At 72.1% G+C, this 15585-nt stretch carries 12 protein-coding genes; 6 read left to right on the top strand and 6 right to left on the bottom strand.

All coding sequences use genetic code 11. The features are described 5' to 3' along the window. The first annotated feature begins 22 nt into the window (after nt 1–22). Entirely contained in the window at nt 23–3904 is a 3882-nt protein-coding gene (locus C3V38_RS08840) for a Pls/PosA family non-ribosomal peptide synthetase (protein WP_106385579.1), read from the top strand. Between the two features lie 15 nt (nt 3905–3919). Here the strand turns inward: C3V38_RS08840 and C3V38_RS08835 are convergent, their stop codons facing one another. Together C3V38_RS08835 and C3V38_RS08830 are read right to left on the bottom strand one after the other, a co-directional pair. Continuing rightward, complete coding sequence (locus C3V38_RS08835; RefSeq protein ID WP_082767563.1) at nt 3920–4309, bottom strand: transcriptional regulator; 390 nt, start codon at nt 4307–4309, stop codon at nt 3920–3922. Then, nucleotides 4306–4755: a hypothetical protein gene (locus C3V38_RS08830; RefSeq protein ID WP_061227491.1), complete on the bottom strand. Its 450-nt coding sequence runs from the start codon at nt 4753–4755 to the stop codon at nt 4306–4308. Before C3V38_RS08830 ends, C3V38_RS08835 begins: the two co-directional genes overlap by 4 nt. A 168-nt stretch (nt 4756–4923) precedes the next feature. On the opposite strand from C3V38_RS08830, the gene C3V38_RS08825 reads away from it, so the two are divergent. Genes C3V38_RS08825 through C3V38_RS08815 form a run of 3 tightly spaced genes read left to right on the top strand, consistent with a single transcriptional unit; the run spans nt 4924 to nt 9624 of the window. Further along, nucleotides 4924–6318 (top strand): M1 family metallopeptidase, encoded by a 1395-nt coding sequence (locus tag C3V38_RS08825; RefSeq protein ID WP_106386431.1) that lies wholly within the window; start codon nt 4924–4926, stop codon nt 6316–6318. Further along, on the top strand, nt 6296–7636 hold the full coding sequence (locus tag C3V38_RS08820) for a hypothetical protein (protein WP_063935247.1): 1341 nt from the start codon (nt 6296–6298) through the stop codon (nt 7634–7636). Before C3V38_RS08825 ends, C3V38_RS08820 begins: the two co-directional genes overlap by 23 nt. Beyond that, the gene (locus tag C3V38_RS08815) at nt 7633–9624 is read left to right on the top strand and encodes an arabinofuranosyltransferase (RefSeq protein WP_106385578.1); all 1992 of its coding nucleotides are present in this window, start codon (nt 7633–7635) and stop codon (nt 9622–9624) included. The genes C3V38_RS08820 and C3V38_RS08815 overlap by 4 nt, the downstream gene beginning before the upstream one ends. Nucleotides 9625–9680: 56 nt before the next feature. On the opposite strand, the gene C3V38_RS08810 is transcribed toward C3V38_RS08815, so the two are convergent. Beyond that, nucleotides 9681–11057, bottom strand: coding sequence for an HNH endonuclease signature motif containing protein (locus tag C3V38_RS08810; RefSeq protein WP_106385577.1), 1377 nt, complete (start codon nt 11055–11057; stop codon nt 9681–9683). Nucleotides 11058–11311: 254 nt separating this feature from the next. On the opposite strand from C3V38_RS08810, the gene C3V38_RS08805 reads away from it, so the two are divergent. Together C3V38_RS08805 and C3V38_RS17605 are read left to right on the top strand one after the other, a co-directional pair. Beyond that, nucleotides 11312–11893: a DUF3558 family protein gene (locus C3V38_RS08805; protein ID WP_165001093.1), complete on the top strand. Its 582-nt coding sequence runs from the start codon at nt 11312–11314 to the stop codon at nt 11891–11893. A gap of 218 nt (nt 11894–12111) precedes the next feature. After that, nucleotides 12112–13833, top strand: a complete 1722-nt coding sequence (locus C3V38_RS17605; protein ID WP_165001092.1) for a WXG100 family type VII secretion target — start codon at nt 12112–12114, stop codon at nt 13831–13833. Between the two features lie 64 nt (nt 13834–13897). Here C3V38_RS17605 and C3V38_RS08790 read toward each other — a convergent pair whose 3' ends face one another. The 3 genes from C3V38_RS08790 to C3V38_RS08780 are packed head-to-tail and all read right to left on the bottom strand — an operon-like array spanning nt 13898 to nt 15558. Next, the gene (locus C3V38_RS08790) at nt 13898–14251 is read right to left on the bottom strand and encodes a hypothetical protein (protein ID WP_311201268.1); all 354 of its coding nucleotides are present in this window, start codon (nt 14249–14251) and stop codon (nt 13898–13900) included. Between the two features lie 25 nt (nt 14252–14276). Beyond that, nucleotides 14277–14654: a hypothetical protein gene (locus tag C3V38_RS08785; RefSeq protein ID WP_106385573.1), complete on the bottom strand. Its 378-nt coding sequence runs from the start codon at nt 14652–14654 to the stop codon at nt 14277–14279. A gap of 7 nt (nt 14655–14661) precedes the next feature. Beyond that, nucleotides 14662–15558, bottom strand: coding sequence for a glycosyltransferase family 2 protein (locus C3V38_RS08780; RefSeq protein ID WP_106385572.1), 897 nt, complete (start codon nt 15556–15558; stop codon nt 14662–14664). Nucleotides 15559–15585: the final 27 nt, after the last annotated feature.

Here is a 15585-nt window from a genome sequence, read left to right as displayed (position 1 = left end):
GCCCGGAGGTGACCGCGGCGGGATGTTCACCTCAGAGCGATACCATCCGCACGTGGCCACCATCCCAGAGCAGTATCTGCGCAGCTCGCACGCTGCGACCCCACGGACACTCCTCGACGTGTTGGGGTCGGCGGTCGAACGGCACCCGGACGCCCCGTGCCTCGACGACGGCACGCGCGTCCTCACCTACGGCGAGGTCTGGCGGCAGATCCAGGTCTCCGCCGCGTGGATGCAGGACCAGGGCGTCGGCGCCGGTGACCGGGTCGGCATCCACATGCCCTCCGGCTCGGCCGAGCTGTACCTGGCGATCCTCAGCACCCTGGCCGCCGGCGCGGCCTACGTCCCCGTCGACGTGGACGACCCGGCCGAGCGGGCCGAGCTGGTCTTCGGCCAGGCGCGGGTCGCCGCCGTGTACACCGCCCACGGCATGGCCGTCACCGACCCCGACCGCCCCGACGATCCCGCTCGACACCGCCGGCCGACCGTCGACGACGACTGCTGGATCATCTTCACCTCCGGAACCACCGGCCTGCCCAAGGGCGTGGCCGTCACGCACCGCAGCGCCGCCGCGTTCGTCGACGCCGAGTCACGGATCTTCCTGCAGGACTCCCCCCTCGGCCCGGGCGACCGCGTGCTCGCCGGCCTGTCCGTGGCCTTCGACGCCTCGTGCGAGGAGATGTGGCTGGCCTGGGCCCACGGGGCGTGCCTCGTGCCCGCGCCGCGCTCGATCGTCAAGTCCGGACTCGACCTGGGGCCGTGGCTGCGCGAGCGGCGGATCACCGTGATCTCCACGGTGCCGACGCTGGCCTCGATGTGGCCGGACTCGATGCTCACCGACGTCCGCCTGGTGATCCTCGGCGGCGAGGCGTGCCCACCGGAGCTCGCCGCGCGGCTCGCCGCCGACGGCCGCGAGGTGTGGAACACCTACGGTCCCACCGAGGCCACCGTCGTGGCGTGCGCCGCCCCGCTGACCGGCGCCGGCGAGGTGTCGATCGGGCTGCCCCTCGACGGCTGGGACCTCGCGGTGGTCGATCCCGCCGGGCAGCCGGTCGGCTACGGCGAGTCCGGCGAACTGGTGATCGGCGGCGTCGGGCTGGCCCGCTACCTCGACCCCGAGAAGGATCTCGAGAAGTACGCGCCCATGGAGACCCTCGGCTGGGACCGCGCCTACCGGTCGGGCGACATGGTGCGGCTCGAGGCCGACGGACTGTACTTCCACGGTCGGGTCGACGACCAGGTCAAGATCGGCGGACGCCGCCTCGAACTGGGCGAGGTCGACACCGCGGTGTCCGCGCTCCCCGGCGTCAGCGCCGGCGCGGCCGCGGTGCAGAAGACCGAGGCCGGACAGCCGGTGCTCGTGGCGTACCTCGTCGCCGACGACCCGGACGGCTTCGATCTGGCGGCGGCCGCCGGGCTGCTGCGCGAACAGCTGCCGGCGGGCGTCGTACCGCGGCTCGCGCTCGTCGACGAACTGCCCACCCGTACCTCCGGGAAGGTCGACCGCGCCGCCCTGCCCTGGCCGCTGGCCCAGACCTCGGCCGCCGAGTCCGAACTCGACGGCACCGAGGCGTGGGTCGCCGAGCTGTGGTCCGCCGCGCTCGGCGCCGACGTCTCCGGCGTCGACGAGGACTTCTTCGCCCTCGGCGGCGGATCGCTGGCCGCCGCGCACGTCGTGGCCCGCGTCCGCGAGCGCTTCCCCGCCGTGACGGTGGGCGACATCTACGACCGCTCCCGCCTGGGCGACTTCGCCGCCTTCCTCGACGAGCTCGAGCCGGAGGCCGAGGTCGCGCCGCGCCACGTCCGGCCCGTCGGGCCCGTCGCTCAGACGGTTCAGGTCCTCTCGACGATCCCGCTGCTCACCGTGACCGGCCTGCGGTGGCTGACATGGCTGGGACTCGCCAACAACGTCGCGGCCGAGCTCGGCGTGGCGTGGGCGCGGCCCGTGTCGTGGTGGGTGCTGGGAGTGCTCGCGGTGCTACTGCTGCTGCCCGTCGGCCGGATGGTCGTCACCGCCGGCCTGTGCCGGCTCCTCACGGCCGGCATCCGTCCGGGGACGTACCCGCGCGCCGGGTCGGTGCACCTCCGTCTGTGGGCGGCCGAGCGGCTCGTGGAGTCCTCCGGTGCCGTCTCCCTGACCGGGGCCGGCTGGCTGACCACGTTCGCCCGGCTCCTGGGCGCGCGGATCGGACGCGACGTCGACATGCACACGCTGCCGCCCGTGACCGGGCTGCTCACGGTGGGCGACGGCGCCTCCGTCGAGCCCGAGGTCGACCTGGCCGGGCACTGGGTGGACGGCGACGTGGTGCACATCGGCAGGATCGAGATCGGCGAGCAGGCCGTGATCGGCGCGCGGTCCATGCTGTTGCCCGGCGCGGTGATCGGCCGCGGTGCGCACGTCGAGATCGGCTCGGCCGTGGTGGGCACGGTCAAAGCCGGCAAGCGCTACGCGGGTTCACCGGCGCTCAAGCGCGGCAAGCGCGGGTCGAGCTGGCCCGCCGAGCCCGCGCCCCACAGCCGCGGCTGGAGCCTCGCGTACCAGCTCTCCGCCCTGGTGCTGGGCGGGATGCCGCTCCTGGCCCTGGCCGCGGGACTGGCGCTCGTGGCGTGGGGCGCAGGCGACGCCGCGGGTGTCGGGGAGCTGGCGGCGCGCGCCGCGCTGTGGTCGGTCCCCGGTGCGCTACTCGCGTTCGCCCTGTTCGCCGCGTTCACGCTGTTGTCGATCCGCCTGCTCTCGATCCGACTGACCCCGGGCTTCCACCCGGTCCACTCGCGCATCGCCTGGCAGGCATGGTGCAGCGAGCGGATCATGGACGCCGCCCGCACCTGGCTCTACCCGCTGTACGCATCGATGCTCACCCCGGTCTGGCTGCGCCTGCTGGGCGCGCGGATCGGCCGCGACGTCGAGGCGTCGACCGTCCTGCTCATCCCCTCGCTCACCACCGTCCGCGACGGCGCGTTCCTCGCCGACGACACCATGGTCGCCCCCTACGAACTGGGCTCGGGGTGGATGCGGCTCGAGCACGCCCAGATCGGCAAACGCGCGTTCCTCGGCAACTCCGGGATCGCCTCCGCAGGCCGCAAGGTCCCGGCGCGCGGCCTGGTCGCCGTCCTGTCGTCCGCCCCGCAGAAGGCCAAGAAGGGCACCTCGTGGCTGGGCTCGCCGCCGCAGAAGCTGCCGCGCGCCACCGCCGACGGCGACGACGACGGGCGCACCTACCGGCCGCCGCGCCGCCTGAAGATCGCGCGTGGGGCGTGGGAGACGCTGCGACTGGTCCCCGTGTGGCTGTCGTTCCTCCTGCTCGTCGGCGTGCTGGTGCTGTTGCAGGCCGCGCATCGCGAGTGGGGCTTCGGCGTGGCCGCCCTGCTCTCCGGCCCGGTCCTCGCCTACGCGGGCCTGGTCGCCCTGGTGGCGGCCGTGCTCGCCAAGTGGGTGCTGGTGGGCCGGATCCGCGCCGGCGAGCAGCCGCTCTGGTCGTCGTTCGTGTGGCGCAACGAGGTGGCGGACATGTTCGTCGAGCTGATGGCCGCGCCATGGGTGGCGCGGCCCGCCTCCGGCACGCCCGTCCTCAACCTCATGCTGCGGCTGTTGGGGTCGCGCGTGGGCCGGGGCGTGTGGTGCGAGTCGTACTGGCTGCCCGAGGCCGACCTCATCTCCCTCGGTCGGGGCGCCACCGTCAACCGCGGCTGTGTGGTCCAGACGCACCTGTTCCACGACCGCATCATGCAGATCGACCGCGTCGATCTCGCCGACGGCGCCACTCTGGGCAGTCACTGCGTCGCGCTTCCCGCGTCGTCGATCGGCGCGGGCTCCACCGTCGGTCCGGCCTCGCTCGTCATGCGCGGCGACCGCATCCCCGCCGGCACGCGGTGGCAGGGCAACCCGATCTCGCCCTGGCGGGGCTAGAGCGGCGGCGCGCGGTCAGGCGCCGGCGATCGCGCGCAGCGCCGCGAGGTGGGACTCGTACGCCTTGCGCCCGTCCCGGCTCAGCGAGAGCCACGTGCGGGGCCGCTTGCCCACATAGCCCTTGCGGACCGTGACGTAGCCGGCCTTCTCCAACACGGCGACCTGTTTGGACAGCGTCGAGTCGGTCACCTCGACCGCATCGCGGATCGTGGCGAACTCCGCGTCGTCGACGCCGGCCAGCGCCGCCACGATCGAGAAGCGGACCGGGGCGTGGATGACCTCGTCGAGACGATGCCGGGCGTGCCCCCCGGGCCGGCCCTGCCCATCCCGGCGGGAGCCCGCCCCCGGGGCGGAGCCCCCCGATGCGGCGGCGGTGCTCGTCGTCGTCACCTTCTCGTCCCTCATCGCGCCGCACCTCGCCGGACGATGAGCGCGGCGGCCACCAGGCCGGGCAGCGCGACCAGAACCACGCCGAGCGCGTACCACCAGGCGGTGAGGCCGATCGTGGTGCGGAGGACGTTCAGGGCGGTGACGACGACGAGGATCATCACGCCCGATCCCGCGATGCCCCACGTGTACGTCCGGCCCGAGCCCCGCGGGCTGGCGTTGATCGCCCGCCGCTGCCAGTAGATCGCCACGAACAGCAGGGCCACGTAGGGGATGAGCGCCCAGTTGGTGAACATGATCGCGATGGTGCCGACGCCCATGAGCACCGCGATCGCCGCGGCGAAGCCAGCGAAGACGCGGACGTCGTGGGCGGTGCTCACCGGCGGGCGCCCCTCCGCCTCGGCGAGCAGTCGGGCGGCCTCGGCGCGGTCGACCGGGTCGGTCGTGGGGTTCTCCGTGTTCATGACGACACCTTTCTCGGTGGGACCCCGTTGGCGTTTCCCTCGAGGCGATGACTCAACTATAGGCAAGTACTTTCTCGGTTGGCAAGTAGTCTCTCGGGATCGGTCGTAGGGGGCGTCGGCCGGGGCGGTCGAGCCGGGAGGTCCTCTAGACTCGCGCAGGTCATGGAATTGAAGGCAGCCAGCAAGGACCTCGTCGCCAGACTCGCGGGCCACCACGGCCCGTCGAGCGGCGATCCGGTCGACCCCTACCTGCCGACGGCCGGCAACCACGGCTACCGCGTCGCACGCTACGAGCTGGACCTCACCTACAAGATGAGCTCCAACAACCTCCGCGGCGAAGCCGTCATCACCGCGACCGCGACCGCCACCGAGCCGCTCGACGCGATCCGGCTCGACCTCTCCCCGCACCTGGACGTGTCCAAGGTGTCGATCGACCGGGGCCGCGTCGCCCGCTACTCCCGGCCCCGCGGCAAGCTCGCCGTCACGCTCGCCGAGCCGCTCGAGCCGGGCACCGAGTTCGCGCTGACCATCCGCTACTCCGGCAACCCGCGGCCCATCCGCGGCGCCTGGGGCGAGGTCGGCTGGGAGGAACTCACCGACGGGGTGCTCGTGGCCAATCAGCCCAACGGCGCGGCCAGCTGGTTCCCCTGCGACGACCATCCCTCGTCCAAGGCACCGTTCCGCATCCGCCTGACCACGGACTCGCCGTACCGGGCCGTCGCCACCGGCGCGCTGGTGGGAAAGAAGCGCGGCGGCAGCGTGACCACCTGGGATTTCGACCTGCCGTACCCCACCTCCACCTACCTGGTCACCATCAACCTCGGCCGCTACGAGCACCTGACGGTGGGCGACGGCGCGGTCCCCGTCCACGCTTTCCTGCCCGCCGACCTCAAGCGCGGGTTCCGGCAGGCGTTCGCCCGCCAGGCCGAGATGATCGACGTGTTCAGCGGGCTGTTCGGCCCGTACCCGTTCGACGAGTACACGGTCGTGGTCACCGACGACGAGCTCGAGATCCCGCTCGAGGCCATGGGGATGTCGACGTTCGGCCGCGGCACCGCCGAGTCCGGTGACCGCGACGAGCGGCTGATCGCCCACGAACTGGCACACCAGTGGTTCGGCAACGCCGTCACCGCCGCCGAGTGGAAGCACATCTGGCTGCACGAGGGCTTCGCGTGCTACGCCGAATGGCTGTGGACCGAGTTCTCCGGCGGCGCCGACGCCGGCAGCCACGCCCTGCGCTACTACTCCAAGCTGCAGAGCTCCCCGCAGGACATCCTGTTGGCGGACCCCGGACCGAAGGACATGTTCGACGACCGGGTCTACAAGCGCGGCGCCCTGACCTTGCACGCCCTGCGCCAGGTCGTCGGTGACACCGCGTTCTTCGACCTCCTCCGGTCGTGGGTGGCGACCTATTCCGGCAGGACCGCCACCACGGACGATTTCCTCCGCATGGCCGCCGACCACTCCCCGGTCGACCTGCAGCCCCTGTGGGACGCCTGGTTGTTCTCCGAGCCGCTGCCGCCGACCCTCGGCATGCCTCATGACCACCCCGGCCCCCGCTGAGGCGGAGCCCGGCGCCGCCCCGGGGGCCGCGGGCGGCATGCGGGCGCTGACCTTCGCGACCGTGTTCGCCGCGGCCTCGGGGTACCTGGTGATGCTCATCGCCGGCCGCGCGCTGGGTCCGGCGGACTACCCGCTGTTCGCCACCTACTGGGGTGCGTTCTTCGCCCTGGGCGGCGTGGCGAACGGGTTGATGCAGGAGGTCACCCGGGCCGTTCGCTCGGCGCGGGAGAACCCCGCCCCCGGTGGCGGTGACCCCGGTGCCGATGACCGCAGTGCCGCGGAGGCGCGCACCCGATCGTCGAGGGGCGCCGTCCGACTGCTGCCGGCCGGTTTCACCCTGGGCCTGATCCTGGCCGCCGCGGTCGTTGTGAGCGCACCGGCGTGGCCGCCGCTGGGATTGCCCACGTTCTCGGGCGCCGGGGTGGCGATCATGGCGTTCGGCATCCTCGGCTTCACCCTCCAGGCCGCCACCGCCGGTGTCCTGTCCGGGACAGAGCGGTGGGGACTGTACGCCGTCCTGCTCACCGTCGACGCCGCCTTGCGCCTGGCCGTCGCGGGCGTCGCGTGGGGGCTCGGCGACACCGGGCTCGGCTTCGCCGTGGCCACCGTCGCGGGCGCCGTGACCTGGGCGCTGCTCATCGCGCTGTCTCCCGGCACCCGCGCCGCGCTGGCCTCGGCCGTGGACTCCGGTCGCCGACGATTCTGGCGGAACACCGCCACCGCGATGCTCGCCTCCGCCGGCACCTCCGCCCTGGTCACCGGGTTCCCGCTGTTCGTCACCGCGACCGTCCGCGACTCCGATCCGGCTCCGCTCGTCGGTGCGGTGATCCTCGCCATCACCCTCACCCGCGCCCCGCTGCTGGTGCCGCTGACCAGCTTCCAGAGCGCGATCATCGTCTACTTCGTCCGCCGCCGCGACAGCGGCCCGCGCTCCCTGGCGGCACCCCTGGGCCTGGTGACCGCCGTCGGGATCGTCGGCGCGGGCGCCGCATGGCTGATCGGCCCCTGGCTGATCCGGGTGCTGTTCGGCGGCGACTTCGAACTGCCCGGCGCCGTCCTCGCCGCCCTGACCGCCGCCTCCGTGGGTACCGCCGCGCTCATGGTCACCGGGAACGCCGCCCTCGCCTTCGATCGCCATCTGCTCTACAACGCCGGGTGGTGGGTCGCGGTGGTCGCCGCCGCCATCCTGTTGGTGGCCGTCCCCGGCTCGCTCGACGCGCGCGCGGCGATCGCGCTACTGGCCGGGCCGGGCCTCGGTGTCGCACTGCATGTGGTGGGCCTGATCGCCGCGGCGCGACGTCCGGGAGCCGCGGAGTGACGGCACTCCGCCCGCTGGCCAGGCGGGGGGTTGAGCTCCTCGCCGCGCTCCTCGTCGCCGCGATCGTCGGTGCCGCCACCTTCCTCGCGGTCGACGCGCTGCCCTTCGCTGAGCCGAGCTGGCTGCCCGAGACGTTCGGCGGGACACTGGCCGCGCTGGCCGTAATCGCCGCCGCGTGGCTGCTGTTGCGCCGCTCCACCGGGGACCGGACTCTGTGGGCGCTCGGCACCGCCGGGCCGGCCTTCCTCGCCTCCTCCCACCTGGGCCTGCTCCTCAGCGGCACCCCCCACTACCTGTTCGGCCTGGGCGGCGACCAGCTCAACCGCGTCGCCTACGTCACCCGCTTCGAGGACTCCCCCGCGATCGCGGACCCCTTCTACGCCGACGCCGCCCCGTTCTATCCGCCGCAGTGGTTCTGGGTGGGCGGACGGCTCGCGGCACTGCTGGGGGTCGACGGCTGGGTGTTCTACAAGCCGTACGCGATCGTCACCATGGCCATCGCGGGCGCGATCGCGTTCGTGGCGTGGCGCTGGCTGGTCCCCGCCCGGCTGGCCGTGCTGTTCGGCCTCGCCACCTCCGTGGTCGGCGGTCACACCAACGCCTACGAGCCCTACTCGTGGATCCTGATCTGCCTGCTCCCGCAGGTCGTCGTGGCGACATTCCTGCTCTGCGCGCGCGCCGCCGGCGCCCGGGCGGGAGCGGGGGCGGGCCGTCGGCCCACGTGGCCGCTCGTGGTGACGATCGGCGTGTATCTCGGCTGGGCCGCGCTCGGCTACACGCTGATCGCGGGGTTCGCGGCGCTGATGGTCGGTCTCGTCGTCGTCCTCCATTCCTGGCGGCACCGCGCCGACCGCGCGGTGGTCGGGGCGCTGCTCGGACGTCTGGCGGCGATGGCCGGCATCTCGGTGGGGATCGCTCTGCTGTTCTGGCACCGCTATCTGCTGGCGGTGCTGGGCGGCGCGGAGACCGAGCCGTCGGTGGCGAACGACTTCGCGCCCGAGGTGGCGTCGCGGTGGCCGCTGCCGATGTTCGAGCCGTCCGCCGCCGGACTCCTGTGTCTGATCGGCGTGGTGTGGCTGGTCGTCACCGTGTGGCCCGCTCGGGTCGGGGCGGTCGCCGATCGCGCGGCGGAGTCGGTGCGCGCACGTGTCGGTGCCGGGTCCGGCGCCGGGGCTGACGCCGCCGCCGACTCCGCGTGCGGAGAGTACGACCCGCTCCCCTCCGTCGGCCGACGGCTGGTGCTGGCCCGCGCGCTGGGGTTGACGGTGGTGGCCGCGCTCGGGTGGTACATCCTGTCCGGACTGCGCGCGGTGACCGGGAGCACGCTGCTGCCGTTCCGCATGATCCCGGTGGTGACTCTGGCGCTCTCGCTGGCCGGGATCGCCGGCGCGCTCGCCCTGGCTCGGTGGGCGGTGCGGACTTCTCCCGAGCGTTCCCGCGGGCGAGTGACCGCCGCCGCGGTCGTGATCGCCGGACTCGCCGCGGTGCAGATGGTGCAGCACGTCTCCGACGAGGACTCCGACTTCGCCGCGGCCGCCCGGGCGAACCCCGGGGTGCCGGAGGACGTGCTCGGGGCGATCGACGAGATGACCGGCGACCGCGCCCCGTCCGACCTGGTCCTGCTGACCGCGGATCCGGCCCTGTACGCGTACCGGCCCTTCTTCTCGTTCCAGGCGCCGGCGCAGGCCTATGCGACCCCGGCGGGCCGCTACGAGGAGCGACTCGACGAGATCCGTCGATGGTCCGACACGGACTCGCCGGCGCAGCTGACGGCCGCGATCGAGTCGAGCCCGTTCCGCGGCCCCGACGTCCTTGTCCTGGATCGCGAAGGGTCCCGGAGATGGGTGTTCCCGGCCATGGTCAACGTGATGCCGCGGTCCCAGAACAATGTCCGGGAGGAGATCGTTTTCGCCCCTCTGCATTTCGACGATCCAGCCCTGTTCGACGTGCGCGAAGTGGGGTCGCGGATGGTGATCGTCCGGCGCTGACCCAGCCTGTCGGCCCGATCGTGGTCGCTCCGCCGTGACCCCTCGCTCCCGCGTGGTCATGCTGCGGCCTCGGAGTTGCCCGTGTGTTGGGCGATGGCGTGGCCGAGGTCGTGGAGGAGTGCGAACGGCAGGAGGGGTGCGTCGAGTGGCCCGAGTGGCGGTGGGCCGGGTTTGGGTGGGGGTGGGTTGGCCGCGCGTGGGGTGCCGGTGGGTGGGATCCATCGGACGCCTTGGGGTGCGGTGCGGTCGGGGATGGTGGTCCAGCCGGTGTCGTGGATCATGGCGTGGCAGTCGGGGCTGGTCAGGGCGAGTTCGTCGATGTTGGTCAGGCCGCCGGCGGCCCAGGGTTTGCCGGCGTGGTGGGCTTGGCAGTGTCTGGCGTCCTGGTCGCAGTCGGGGTGGGTGCAGCCGCCGTAGGCGGCGAACAGTGCCAGGCGTTGGTAGCGGGAGGCGGTGCGGCGACTGCGGTAGAGCTTGAGGTCGATCTGTTGGTCGCACAGGGCGAGGAACCAGTGGTTGCCGGCCGCCATGGCGATGGCCTGGTCGACGGGCACGCGGATCCCGGAGTCGGTCTGCCCGCATCCGGCCAGGGTGGCCAGTTGGTCGAGGTCGATGCGTACGACGATCGCCGCTGCGGCGCCGGTCTTGCGCGCGTCGGTGTTCAGTGCGAGGGTCAGGGCGTGGACGAGGGCGTCGTGCATGCGTTGACCGTCGCTGCGCTCATCGGGGGTCTGCTCGTCGGGCCATAGGCGTCCGGGTTGTGCCCAGCGGGCGTGGACTTCGCGCATCAGGGCCGCCAGTTGGGGGTCCATGGTCATCGACGCCCTGGCCATGAGGTCCAGGCCTTGTCCGGAGCAGGTGACCGAGCGACGCCGGGCCCGTTCGCCGGCGCCGCGTTCGGTGCGGCCGGGGTCGATCTGGTCCAACAGGCGGTGGGCGTTCTCCTGCAGGCGGCGGGTCGTGCACTGTCCGGCGGCCAGGGCGATCAGCTCGGCTTCGAGGCGGTGGCGCTCGTCGTCGTCGACCTCGTCCGGTAGCGCGGCCAGGGTGGTGTTGATGATCTTCAGGTGCCCGGCCGAGATCGTCCCGGCCGCGGTGGCGGCCATGCGGGCGGTGTCGGCGATCGCAGAATCCTCGAGGCGGCCGCGCGCCTCGCCGGGTGCCAGGCCGAGGCCGCCGGTGAGCATCTGCCGTTCGTGGATGTAGCCCATCTGCCTGGCGGCCCCGGCTCTGCGCGCCTCGGCCATGACGCGCGCCTGGGTGGCGCGGAGCCTGCGTTGGGCCTGCTCGAGCGCGACGAGTTCGGCGTGCAACTCGGCGGCCGGGACGTCTGACCAGTCGCGGCCGAGGTGCGCATCGAGCGCGGACAGCACGGCGGTCATCTCACCGCCCGCCGTGGAGGCACTGCCCGCATCACTCACCCCGTCGCTCATGTGTTCGATTAGACCATCCGGGTACGACACGAACCCGTCACCGCAGGTCACGCCGACTGGCGCCACGTGGCCGCGCGTCGGATGACCCACCCGCAGGCCTCGCACAGCTGCAAAGATCACTGGATGTGACCGCGCACCGACTCAATCTTGCCCCTCATGGCTCGCCGCAACGCCTCCGGTTCGGGAACCCAGGGCGACGGTGGAACCGTTCGGCCGGGCGGGGCGTCGTACAGGTTGTGGGAAGAAGTAGAGCTGTGGGCGCCGCGCTCGTTGCGGTCGGCGTGGTGCTGTCCGGGTGCGCGTCGGCGGACGGGGGAGAAGAGGCGCCGACGACGACGAGCGCAGCCGCCCCCGAAGAGTCCGGCAATTCGTGGGATCTGCCGGTCGAGCAGAGGCCCGCCCTCTTCGACCCGTGTGCCGAGATTCCGGTTGAAGCTATCGAAGAGGGAGTTGGCTCACCGGTGCGGGCGGATAGTGAGCTGCGAATCGACCGTCCTGGGGAGCTACTTGCCTGTGGATGGAAGAACGAAGAAGTCATCTTCGGAGTGCTGTCCACTTGGAAGTCCCGCGAAGATTACCTGCGCGATGAATCGTTCGTCGCAAGCGAATTTGCCGTGTCAGGTCGCGAGGGACTCCGGCTGCTTAGTAAGGCGGACATGGGCAGCAACAGCTGTCGGCAACTCTTCTTTTCGTCAGAAGGCACTCTCTTTGTGAGTGTTTCGTTGGTACACGGTCTCGCATCGTTCAGAGGTCAGAACTTTGCAGACCCATGTACTGCGCTCGAAGAGTCAGTTCACCCGGTAATGAAGTACTTGCCAAGAGGGGATCACAAGTGACTGTTCATCTTGAACCAGGAATCGCTGATGTCTGTGTTGCTGCTTGCGGACAGTTTATCGACCGAGTCATGTCAGCATCTGGATCACATGAGTGGCAAGGGCAAGCGGTCAGTGCTGGCGCCTTTCCGACGGCCAGACAACTGGGGGCCGTGTACTCCCTTCTGTCGAGTGAGGACCTTCCGGGGCTCCTGAATGGCTTCGTTAGTCAGGCCCGCGCCATGTCGGCGTTGTTCGCCGCCGCGGGCGGGTTGATCGAGGCGCAGGACGAGGCGTTGGCGGGGGCGTTGTCGAAAGCGGTCGAGGAGCCGGCAGGGTTGCGAAGCCTGGGTCTGATTCGTGCGAGTGAGTCGGATGGGTTCATCCTCGAGGACTCGTGCGTGATGGGTGGTTACGGGCGGGTGGGGCCGGAGGACGTGTCGGATTCGCCGTTGGAGCGGATCGCCCAGTGTGCGCAGGCGCTTGAGCCCGAGCAGTTCAGCCAGATCCAGCAGCGGGCGGGAGCGGTCTCCGAGGCGCTGCACACCGCGGCGACGCAACTCCAGTCCGATCTGAACAATGTGCTCGGGCACGGGTGGCAGGGCGAGTTCGCATCGAGCGCACAGGACTCGGTGCGCGGCCTTGTCGACTCGGCGGTGGCGCTGTCGGGGGAGTTGGAGAAGGTCGCCGAGAAGGCCGGACGCGCGCACGACGGGTTCGTCACCACGCGCACGAACGTGGCCGAGCAGGCGGCGCAGGCGCAGCTCGCGCAGCTGTCCGGGCGCGAGCTCGGACCGGCGGGTCTGTCGCCGGCCGCCGCGTCACGCGCCCAGAAAGCTGCGGCGGAGGAGCAGGCGCGGGCGATCGTCAACACCGAGTACAGCCCCGCGGTGATGGACGCCAACCTCGACGATCTGGACTTCACCGCGGCGTACCGGGTGGTCTCCACGTCGGCGCTGGGCGGTCCGGACGGGATCGACATGGCGCGGGTCTGGAACACCGAGGGCCTCGCGCGCCCGGCGCAGCCGGCCGCGCCGAACCCGGCCACGCTCGCCGCGCTCACCACGGGCGCCGTGGAGGCCGGCGGTCCGGCGGGCGGGGCCGGAGGTGGCGGGACGACGACGAACTCGCCGGGCGCGGGCCGCGATGCCGCCACCGAGCAGGCGCTTCTGGCCTCGCGGACGGGCGCAGCCGACGGAGGTGGGACGGCCACCGCCGGTGCAGGGCAGGCGGGCGCCGGGCAGTCGGTGGCCGGACAGGCGGGCGCGGGGCACGGGGCTGCGGGTGGTGGCGTGAACGCGGCCACCGCCCCGGCCGGGGCGCCGATGACGCCGATGACCGGGGCGAACGGCCAGCGCGGCGCGGCAGGCGTCGGTGCGGGCGGCATCCGGGGGATCCGGGGCGGGGCGAACGGGGACGGCCGGGGCCGCGATCGCGGTTTCAGCTCGACCAGCGGCCTGCTCGGCGGTGGCGGCGCCGCCGCGACCGGTGCGGGCGTGGGCGCATCCCGGATGGGTGGTGCCGGGACACTGGCCGGTTTCGGTGCCGGCGGCGCGGCGGGCCCGGGTGGGGGCGGACCTGCCGCGGGCGGTCCCGGGGCAGGTCCCGCGCCCGGTGGGACGGCGGGGTCGGGTGCGGGGGCGCTCTCGTCGTCGTCGACAGGTACAGCCCAGGCCGGGCGCGCCGGCGCGATGCCGATGGGCGGGGTGATGGGCGCGGCCAACGCGGGCCAAAACAGTGATCGGCGAGGTCACACGCCGGCGAGCTACCTGACCAACGCCACCAACACCACCGCCATCATCGGCGAACCGGTCAAAGTCGCCCCGGCGGTGCTCGGGCGCAGGCCAGTCGAGGATCCAGCGCCCACGGACGACGCCGCCGAGCCGTACCGCGGGCGCACCCTCGGCCGCGACTACACCGGCGGAGGCGCGACCCAGGGCTGGGGAGTCGCGACACAGGGCTAATCCGGAACCGGCGAGTCCACCCGCTCGCGAAGGTGGTCCGCGGCCGCGGGACGCCGCTGCCCCGTCACTCCACGCGTCGGAGACCTGCCGGCGCCGGGAACGGCACCACGATCTCGCGGCCTACCTCCTCGATCGCATCGGTGAGGGCGGTGGTCAGCACGATGCGGTCGTCGTAGACATGCGCGATGCGGACCACGACCTCACGGCCGCCCTCGTCGATGACATAGCGACCCAGGAGAAACCGCAGGCCCACCCGCTCCAGGACCTGCTCGGCGTCGTGCCAGTCATCGACCGGGTCCATCGGCCGACCCAGTCTGTCGATCGGCACGACCAGCGGCTCGGCGACCGTCATGTCGATCCAGCCGACCACCTCGCCGTCGTCACGCCGGTGCGGCACCCACGACGCCGGGATCACCACAGCCCCACCGGAACCACCACCCGGTTCACGCGGTGACCACCGCCTCCATGACGAGGAACGCCACCAACGGCACGGCCGGGGTCGCCACCATCGCGGCCAGCACCAGCCAGAACCGTCGAAGCCACCACATCAGCCCCACGAACGCGGCGACCGTGACGAGCCACGCGGTGATCGGCGTGGCCGCCATGATCGTCTGCCAGCGTGGTTCGCAGATGAGCTCGGTGCTCCCGCTGAAACAGGTGTCGGCGAGCATCGCGGACAGACCGCCGAAGAGCAGCGCGAGAAAGCCCACCGCCACGACCTCGACGGCGTACATGGACAGGCCCAGGCCCCACCGCGCGCGGGCGGGCTCGCGACCGGCGCCACGGCGACCCTCGCCGCCCGGATCCGCGCCGCAGGTCATCGCCGCGTCAGAACTTGCGGAACGTGTGCCCGAGCAGCTTCTTCCCGCCCTCGGCGAGCTTGCCCGCCTTGGCCGCGGTCGGGATGAGCGACAGCGCGTTGAGCCGCGACGTGACGTGCAGGCGCGCGGCCCGCTCGGCGTTCTTCCAGCCGCGGGCGGCGAACGCGTCGGCCTCGGCGGCGAAGAAGCGTGCCTCCTCGTCGAACCGCCGACCGTCGAGGGCGCGGACGGAGGAATCGGAGGCGGAGTGCCGGCGGTAGAGGAACGCCAGCGTGGGGTCGTAGATCATGTGGCCGCCGCCGGTGATGACGTCCACCAGCAGCGCGAGGTCCTGCACCACGTCCAAGCCCTCGCGGAAGCCGATCCGCTTGACCCACTCGGAGTTCCACGCCAGCGACGGGAAGTAGGTCCAGTTCCCGTGCATGAGCGAGGTCATGAGTTTCTCGCCGTGCAGGACGGTACGGCCCTGGGTCTTGGGCTGGGTGAAGGCCTTGACCGAGTCGGACAGGCCGCGCACGGGCGCTCCGTGCTCGTCGATGACGCTGACGCCCACCTCCATGACGGCGGCGTCGGGCACGGCGGCGAACCCGTCGGCCACGACCTGCAGGTAATTGGGCAGCATGACATCGTCGGCGCCCATCACCACGACGATCGGCGCGGTGACCATGTCGAGGCACTTGCGGTAGTTGCCGTTGGCGCCGAGGTTCGTCTCGTTCTTCTCATACGAGACCCGCTCGTCGCGCGCGGTGATCTCGCCCATGTAGCGGGCGGGCTCGGGGTCCGGGTAGCCGTCGTCCACCACGACTAGGCGGAAGTCCCGGTAGCTCTGGGCGAGGACACTGTCCACGGCCTTCTTGAAGTGGTCGACGTCCCCGTAGTACGGGAGCATCACGTCAATGGCCATCAGGGGAACCGCCGTCCTTCTCATCAC

Source organism: Dietzia sp. oral taxon 368, from assembly GCF_002999155.1.
In the GTDB taxonomy this organism is placed as follows: Bacteria; Actinomycetota; Actinomycetes; order Mycobacteriales; family Mycobacteriaceae; genus Dietzia; species Dietzia cinnamea.
Note: the sequence above shows the minus strand (reverse complement) of the source record. Positions and strands in the feature narration are given on the sequence as shown.